Annotated in this window: 9 protein-coding genes; 7 read left to right on the top strand and 2 right to left on the bottom strand. The window is 30.2% G+C overall.

The window, feature by feature from the left end; all coding sequences use genetic code 11:
- Nucleotides 1-47 precede the first annotated feature (47 nt).
- Nucleotides 48-1,475 carry a hypothetical protein gene (locus tag Q0C58_RS09205; protein WP_290700430.1) on the bottom strand — a complete coding sequence of 476 codons (1,428 nt, stop codon included), beginning with the start codon at nt 1,473-1,475 and terminating at the stop codon, nt 48-50.
- A 300-nt stretch (nt 1,476-1,775) separates the two neighbouring features.
- Between Q0C58_RS09205 and Q0C58_RS09210 the strand changes: the two genes are divergently transcribed.
- Both Q0C58_RS09210 and Q0C58_RS09215 read left to right on the top strand, forming a co-directional pair.
- Nucleotides 1,776-3,401 carry an ABC-F family ATP-binding cassette domain-containing protein gene (locus Q0C58_RS09210; protein WP_290700433.1) on the top strand — a complete coding sequence of 542 codons (1,626 nt, stop codon included), beginning with the start codon at nt 1,776-1,778 and terminating at the stop codon, nt 3,399-3,401.
- A gap of 84 nt (nt 3,402-3,485) precedes the next feature.
- Nucleotides 3,486-3,935 carry a GNAT family N-acetyltransferase gene (locus tag Q0C58_RS09215; RefSeq protein ID WP_290700436.1) on the top strand — a complete coding sequence of 150 codons (450 nt, stop codon included), beginning with the start codon at nt 3,486-3,488 and terminating at the stop codon, nt 3,933-3,935.
- 6 nt (nt 3,936-3,941) lie between these two features.
- Here Q0C58_RS09215 and Q0C58_RS09220 read toward each other — a convergent pair whose 3' ends face one another.
- The gene (locus Q0C58_RS09220) at nt 3,942-4,796 is read right to left on the bottom strand and encodes a GLPGLI family protein (protein ID WP_290700439.1); all 855 of its coding nucleotides are present in this window, start codon (nt 4,794-4,796) and stop codon (nt 3,942-3,944) included.
- A 211-nt stretch (nt 4,797-5,007) separates the two neighbouring features.
- Between Q0C58_RS09220 and Q0C58_RS09225 the strand changes: the two genes are divergently transcribed.
- From Q0C58_RS09225 to rplS, 5 genes are all read left to right on the top strand, one after another.
- Nucleotides 5,008-5,616 (top strand): hypothetical protein, encoded by a 609-nt coding sequence (locus Q0C58_RS09225; RefSeq protein ID WP_290700442.1) that lies wholly within the window; start codon nt 5,008-5,010, stop codon nt 5,614-5,616.
- Between the two features lie 344 nt (nt 5,617-5,960).
- A complete protein-coding gene (trmD, locus tag Q0C58_RS09230; RefSeq protein WP_290700444.1) occupies nt 5,961-6,638 on the top strand; it encodes a tRNA (guanosine(37)-N1)-methyltransferase TrmD in 678 nt (225 codons plus the stop codon).
- 18 nt (nt 6,639-6,656) lie between these two features.
- The gene (locus Q0C58_RS09235) at nt 6,657-6,965 is read left to right on the top strand and encodes a hypothetical protein (protein ID WP_290700447.1); all 309 of its coding nucleotides are present in this window, start codon (nt 6,657-6,659) and stop codon (nt 6,963-6,965) included.
- On the top strand, nt 6,965-7,450 hold the full coding sequence (locus Q0C58_RS09240; RefSeq protein WP_290700451.1) for a GyrI-like domain-containing protein: 486 nt from the start codon (nt 6,965-6,967) through the stop codon (nt 7,448-7,450). The genes Q0C58_RS09235 and Q0C58_RS09240 overlap by 1 nt, the downstream gene beginning before the upstream one ends.
- Before the next feature lie 274 nt (nt 7,451-7,724).
- Nucleotides 7,725-8,078: a 50S ribosomal protein L19 gene (gene rplS, locus Q0C58_RS09245; protein ID WP_290700454.1), complete on the top strand. Its 354-nt coding sequence runs from the start codon at nt 7,725-7,727 to the stop codon at nt 8,076-8,078.
- The last annotated feature ends 47 nt before the right edge of the window (nt 8,079-8,125 follow it).

Consider the following 8,125-nt stretch of genomic DNA (forward strand, 5'->3'; position numbering starts at 1 on the left):
TGAAAAATATATTTTTCAGGACTTTTTTAATTTATTTTTTTAAAGTATTATTGGTTTAGCATACCTAATAATTCTAGCTCAAAAGCAATATTAAACATGTTTGCTTTTGCGTTTACAATAGTTCCATTTTTATTAAGTATAAACACTTTTAAAATGGGCTTTATAGAAAGTGTTTCTTTAGACTGCTCTGGAGATTTAAAGCGGTACTCGTTATGGTTTTTAACACCATAACGACTTAATATTTTTTCTTGCTCGCTGTAAGATATAGAATCTGTATTTACTGCAATAAATTTAAACTCTGGGTATTTTACATTTAACTCTTTAACACGTTTGTGAGAAGATATTAAATGATTTTTATTTTTTTTAGACCAAAAATAAACTATCGTTGGCTTCTTTATAAGTTGGTAAATACTAGTCTCTTTATCTGTTCTATCTAGCAACTTAACATCAGGTATTTTATTTCCTGTTTTTAATTTTTTGTAAGCGCTAACAAACTGCTTTGCATTTTCTACATCTTTTTTATTACTACTTTTAGAAGCAAAAGATTGAAGCAGCTGGTCGTAATCGTCTGTGTTTTTAGACATGTTTATAAACTGTCTTAAAACATTTCTTAACAAGTCGTTTTTAATATCTTCGTTGCTTACTTTTTGGTCTATTAGTGACAGTTTATCAAGATTATAGTGTATATCTAACTTATTATAAACGCTGTCTTTAGAGTGTTTAAAATGACTTTGCAGTGCAAGGTTATTAAAGTGAAACCTTAAAAAAGAAAGGTATGGACTATAGTCCTTTAATGTAGCGTTATTATAGTCTATAGTGTTTCGGTAATCGTAAAAATCTTTTGGTAAACTATTAAAAGCATCTAATTCGGATATTTTATAGTTTACTAAAGGATAAAGTTCTTTGTGTGCATAATATTCATAATTTACACCTGTTTCAGCAATTTCATTAAACAGAACAGAAGTTTCTGTTTTAAGTTTAATCTTTGCTAGTTTTTTTAGCTTTAAATCTCTTGACGCTTTATAAATACTATCGAATTTCTCTACAGTTTTCTGTCCTAAACCAAGAATTTTATCGTCTTCCTGTTCATTTAACAAAAACATTTCCATTAAAAAATTATTCTCCTTCGCTCCTACTCCTGTATAAACTAAAGACTCATCGAAATCTAAAGTGTTTAAACGTAACATTAAACTGTCTTTATCTTCTATTAAAAAATTTTGATATTCTCTACCATGATAAAAGGAGTACAAACCAGACTCAAAATCTGTTAGTGTGTAAGAAAACCTATTTTCACTATTTAGTAAAACCGTATCTAGTAAGGCATTAGATTTTGAGATTATTATATAATCGTTGGTAGGATTAATAATTTCACCTCCTAAAAAAGCTTTGCTAACAATAGTTTCATCCTTATCAGCTTTGCAAGATGATAGCGATACTGCTAAAATTAGAACAATTATTAAAAAATTAAATTTCATAAAAAAAGGCGTACACGGTAGTTAGTGCTAACAAATGTATGTTTTGAAATCATACATAGGTGTTAACGCGTTGTTAAATTGAACATAAACTAAGTTAATTGATTGGTTTTAAAGCTATTGAAACTAGATATATATCAACGTTTTTGCTTTCTCAAACCGAAGATATTATTTACTTTTGCAAAAAACTTATATCAAATAACTAAAGCTTTTACGTTAAAAAACAAAAAGGCTTTAATTTATAAGTTTTTAAAAATGAAGTGCTTTAATAAAAACTTTCTCAATTTAAAATAAATAGAATACATGTTATCAGTTTCAAATCTTTCGGTACAATTTGGCAAACGCATACTTTTTGACGAAGTAAACACAACCTTTAACAATGGAAATTGCTACGGAATTATTGGTGCCAATGGTGCTGGAAAATCTACGTTTTTAAAAATAATTTCTGGTCAGCAAGAAGCTAATTCTGGGCATGTACATTTAGAACCAGGAAAACGCATGTCTGTTTTAACACAAGACCACAACAAGCATGACGAAGACACCGTTTTAGAAACCGTTTTAAAAGGAAATAAGCCGTTATACAAATTAAAGTCTGAAATTGATGCATTATATGCTGATTATACAGACGAGAATGCCGAAAAAATTGGTGAACTTCAAGTGCAATTTGAAGAAATGAATGGTTGGAATGCAGATAGTGATGCAGCAGCAATGCTATCTAATTTAGGTATCAATGCAGATTATCATTATACCTTAATGGTAGATCTTGATGGAAAGCAAAAAGTACGTGTATTATTAGCACAAGCGCTTTTTGGAAATCCAGATGTACTTATTATGGATGAGCCTACCAACGATTTGGATTACGAAACAATATCTTGGTTAGAAAACTTTTTAGCAAATTACGATAATTGTGTTATTGTGGTTTCTCACGATAGGCACTTTTTAGATGCCGTTTGTACACACATTAGTGATATCGATTTTAGTAAAATTACACACTTCTCTGGTAATTATAGTTTTTGGTACGAGTCTTCGCAATTAGCAGCAAGACAGCATGCACAACAAAACAAAAAAGCAGAAGACAAGAAAAAAGAATTAGAAGAATTTATTCGTCGTTTCTCTGCCAACGTAGCAAAAAGTAAACAAGCTACGAGTAGAAAAAAAATGATTGATAAACTTAATATCGAAGATATTAGACGTACAAGTCGTCGTTATCCTGCCATTATTTTTGAGCGCGATAGAGAAGCTGGAGATCAAATATTAAATATCGAAGGACTTACATCTACTCAAGATGGAGAAGTATTATTTAAAGACATAGACTTAAACCTAAACAAAGGAGACAAAGTTGTTTTATTCTCTAGAGACTCTAGAGCTACAACCGCTTTTTATCAAATATTAAATAACAACCTAAAAGCAGATTCTGGTAAATTTAATTGGGGAGTTACAACAACACAATCTTATCTTCCGTTAGATAATAGTGGCTTTTTTAATAACGATTTAACCTTAATAGATTGGTTACGTCAATGGGCTCAAACCGAAGAGGAAAGAGAAGAAGTAAACATTCGTGGCTTTCTTGGTAAAATGATTTTTAGTGGCGAAGAAGCCTTTAAAAAATCTACAGTACTTTCTGGTGGAGAAAAAGTACGTTGCATGTTGTCGCGCATGATGATGACTAGAGCAAACGTTTTACAATTAGACGAACCTACAAACCACCTAGATTTAGAAAGTATTACAGCTTTTAATAACTCTTTAAAGAATTTTAAAGGCACAGTATTGTTTACCACTCACGATCATGAGTTTGCACAAACAGTAGGTAATAGAGTTATAGAATTAACACCAAATGGTGTTATAGATAAGTACAGTACTTTCGACGAATATATGCAAGATTCTAAAATTAAAGAATTAAGAGAAAAAATGTACAGCGTTACTGCATAAAACTATAAAGTGATTTGTTATAAATAAACTATAAAATCTGTAACTTCGGTTGCAGATTTTTTTTGTTTAAAAAACACTAAAACAATGATAATAATAAAAGCCGAAATACAACACCTTAAAGACCTCTTATCTTTATTCGATGGTTACAGAGTATTTTACAAACAAACTAGTAATCCCGAAGCAGCAAAGCTATTTTTAAAAGCGCGTTTAGAAAAACAAGATACTATTTTTTATATCGCTTACGCGGAAGAGCGTGCAGTTGGTTTCATGCATTTATTCCATAGTTTCACCTCTATTTCTATGAAATCGCTATACATTTTAAACGATTTATTTGTGGATAGCAATTACCGAAAACAAGGTATTGGAGTCGCTTTATTAAACCAAGCAAAAAGAAAAGCTAAAGAAGACAACTACAAGTTTGTTATTTTACAAACCGAAACAGATAATCCTGCGCAACATTTATACGAAGGTATGGCATGGAAAAAAACTGGAGATTTGCACTATATTTGGGAGAATGATAATCTCTCTAAATAACAGAAATTAGTTTCTACTGCGTCCACCTCTATTGTTTCTAAACTCTTTCATTTTTTCTATAATAATAGCATGGTATTCTTGCTTCGTAACTTCGTTTCCTTTTTCAGGAGCTTCAATTTTTACTTGTTCACTAGAATTTAAAATAAGCTTAGAACATAACAAAGTAGTATCACCAGCACTTACCTCTAAAATTAAACCTGCAAGTCCCCAATATTCTAAAGGACCATGACCAACAGGTATTTGTGGTGTAAACCAAGCTTCCACTTCTGTCATTTCAACCATTTCACCTTCGGTTGCATCTTCACTTGTCGCTGTTTTTTCTTTAGTTCTTAATTTATTCCATGAAAATTCATACCAAGTTAATTCGTTAGTTGGTATTAAAGCAGTAGCCTTAAAACAATTATACTTCCCTATTTTTTTAGTTTCCTCAGCTATTTTCCATGTAATAGGCTGTAAGCTATCTTTTACTAGAAATTTCTTACCGTAAAATTCTTGATTCTGTATTTGAGAATTTGTTTTAACATTTTTGTATTGCGCTCCAGGCGTAAAGTTTTTTCCCCAAGAATCTGTAGCACCAGAAAGTGCATCAAGTTTTTCTTCTTCATTAAACATGGACTCTTCTCTATTAAACGTTAAAATATAAGTTTTCTCTAATCTATTCTGCATTCTAGCAGCAACTTGTTTTTTCTGCTCTTCGCTTAATTTTGCTCCCCAATTTCCTAAGTCCATTCTTGTTTTAGACTTGTAATAAGCTACACCTTGAAAATCCTGTAAATAATCACTTGAAGTAATTGTGTTTGTTTGTAAAAAAATGGATAATCCAAAAGCTAGGATGCTAATTTTTATTAGAAGCGTTTTCATGTTGGTGCTGTTTTAACAAATTTAATGAAAAATGGACAAACAATATTTTTGTGGAAAATTATAAGTAATCACTCTTCACTAATTAATTCTAAAAACTTGACTTTGTAAAAAAAATACGCGAACTTCGAATTTAAACTAACTAATGATATAAGACATTTAAACGATTTCATATCATTATAACCGTTATAAAGCATTAAAAAAACAAGCTAAATTGACAAACTACATTTTTGATTTTTGTAATATTTTAAGAGTAGATTTGTTCTATACTTTTGGATTTTATTCAATAATCTACTTTATAACAACTAGATTTTATAAAGAAATAACTTTGGTAAATAAATTCGATAAATATGCTATAAATGCAATAACCACTGGAGGCGCAATATGGTTTAGTTTATGGATAATTGGTACTTTTTTTTGGTATTTTGAACTAAATGATAAAGCAGATAAAATTGATTATCTAGATAGAATTTTTTATTCTAGTTACAGTTTGTATTATTGGGGACAAAATATATTTTGGTTAATATTGACTCAACTATTTCGTTTAAGAAGAATTTCAAAAAACTTGATTTTAAGAATATTAATAAGCTTTATGTTTATTCTAACATTTGAGAGGATAATTATTTTAATTACAACAATTCATAGAGATTACTTACCAAGTTCTTGGTCGATGAATAATGAGTTTGGTTTTGTAACAAACAATTTGATTCTAAATTTAATAATAAAATTATTGACGTTTATAGCTTTAGTACTAATAATAAGCTTTGGTGCTAGAAAAATAAAAACGCTTTACAACACTATATATAGCAAATTAGGCGATTAATGCTTAATCCAAAAGTTGTTGTTTATTTACAAAGTCGCCAAATCTTTTGATTTGGTATTAAAAGAGAAAAATTAAAACAAAATACAAAAGATTTGGCTTGTGGTTAAACCGAAAGTAATTACTTATTTTCTGCACAACTTGCCATATATTTAACGTTAGTAACGAATTCCTGCGTCATTCGTTACTAACGCTCAACGGATAAAACTCGTCACGACTGCCAAAAGGCACTCGTTCTAACAATGGATAAAATCCATTGAAACGAGATCTTATCCATGGAGCGTTAGTTTAAATTCGAACCACCTTAAAAACAATTCTTATATCTTTGCATTTCCATACAAAGCATAATGAGAATAGACATAATAACCGTTTTACCAGAATTACTTAAAAGCCCGTTTGAAGCTTCAATTTTAAAACGTGCTATAGAAGCAAAATTGGTTTCGGTACACTTTCATAATCTAAGAGATTACACAACAGATAATTACAAATCTATAGACGACACTCAATTTGGTGGAGGCGCAGGAATGGTAATGAGTTGCGAACCTATAGATAAATGTATTTCTGGCTTAAAAGCAGAGCGTAATTACGACGAGATTATTTACATGACACCAGATGGCAATACCTTAAACCAAGGCATTGCAAACACCTTGTCGCTACAAGAAAACATAATTATTCTTTGTGGTCATTATAAAGGTGTAGATCAACGTGTTCGCGATATGTTTGTAACCAAAGAAATCTCAATTGGAGATTATGTATTATCTGGTGGAGAATTAGGAGCAGCAGTTTTATGCGATGCTATAATTAGATTAATTCCAGGTGTTTTAGGTAATGAAACTTCTGCACTTACAGACAGTTTTCAAGACAATTTATTAGCGCCTCCTATTTACACAAAACCAAGAGATTACAAAGGCTACAAAGTGCCAGAAGTATTATTTAGTGGTCATACAGCTAATATTGAAAAATGGAGAGAAGAGCAAGCATATAAAAGAACACAAGAACGCAGACCAGATTTATTGGAAGATTAGATATATATTATGGAGATTATGGATAGTTACAATACACATATAATAATTACGCAAGCACTTTATTTTATTATTCATTTAATAATTCTTGTAGGATGTATTATTATAGCAAACAAAAGCAAATCTGCTGGTGCAATTTTATTAGTAATAGGTGCTGCTTTAACTTTGGTAACAACTGTTGTGCAGACTTTTGTTAATAATGGTTTAGTTTCATTTGGAGATGTTGTTAATATTCATATTGTACTTATGTATTTTAATCTAGTTGTTTATTTAATGTTTGGTTTAGGCCTAATACTTTTTGCAGTAGACGATTGGAAAAAACATAATTAATGCATAAAGATCCAAAAATAATAACGCTTGAAAGCAAAAAACTTGTTGGACATTCTATAGAAATGTCTTTAATAGGCAATAAAACATTCCAGTTGTTTTCTGGTTTTATGCCACTACGCAAGCAAATTAAAAATGCTATTAATACAGATGTATATGAAGTATTAATTTACAATAGCAACTATCTCAAAAGTTTTAGTTCAGCAAACACCTTTACAAAATGGGCAACGGTTGCAGTAGAAAACTACGATACTATTCCAGAAGGTATGGATACTTTTAATCTAGATTCTGGATTATACGCAGTATTTAATTACAAAGGTTTACCTAAAGGTTTTGGTGTTTTTATGTCTTACATTTATACCAATTGGTTACCAAACTCTAAATACCAACTAGACCAAAGGCCACATTTTAATTTATTAGGAGAGAAAGCAAAACGCAATAGTCCAGACTCTGAAGAAGAAGTTTGGATACCTATAAAACTTAAATAAATATTATGCTGTCATTTAAAGCAAAGCGAAGAATTTAAAATATCTGTAAAGATTTTTTAGTCATACTGCCTTCTCAAATGACAACACAATTTTAATAATTACTTAAGGCTATATTTAAATTCACACGCCTTTTAAAACTAAAAAAGTAATAGTCAAAAAAACTAAATAAACTATTGCAGATTAGTAATTAATACTTATTTTTGCAGCCAATTTCGGGTTAACCTCTGGCGATATACGTGAATGTTGTTCTGAATTAATAATAAAAACTACAAAGATGGAATCTTTAATTAAATTTGTACAAGACGAGTTTGTACCAAAAAAAGACTTCGCTGAATTTTCTGCTGGTGATACAATTACTGTATACTACGAAATTCGTGAAGGTGAAAAAAGTAGAACACAGTTTTTTAGAGGTGTTGTATTACAAAGAAGAGGATCTGGATTAACAGAAACTTTTACAATTAGAAAAATGTCTGGAACAATTGGTGTAGAGCGTATCTTCCCAGTTAATTTACCTGCACTACAAAAGATTGAAATAAACAAAAAAGGTCAAGTTCGTAGAGCTAGAATCTTTTACTTTAGAGGTCTTACAGGTAAGAAAGCTAGAATTAAAGAAGCGAGAAGAAAATAATCTCCTCCTTTTACATAACATTAAAAAACCCATCTTAATTAAGATGG

The sequence above is a fragment of the Lacinutrix sp. genome (assembly GCF_023299985.1).
GTDB lineage: Bacteria > Bacteroidota > Bacteroidia > Flavobacteriales > Flavobacteriaceae > Lacinutrix.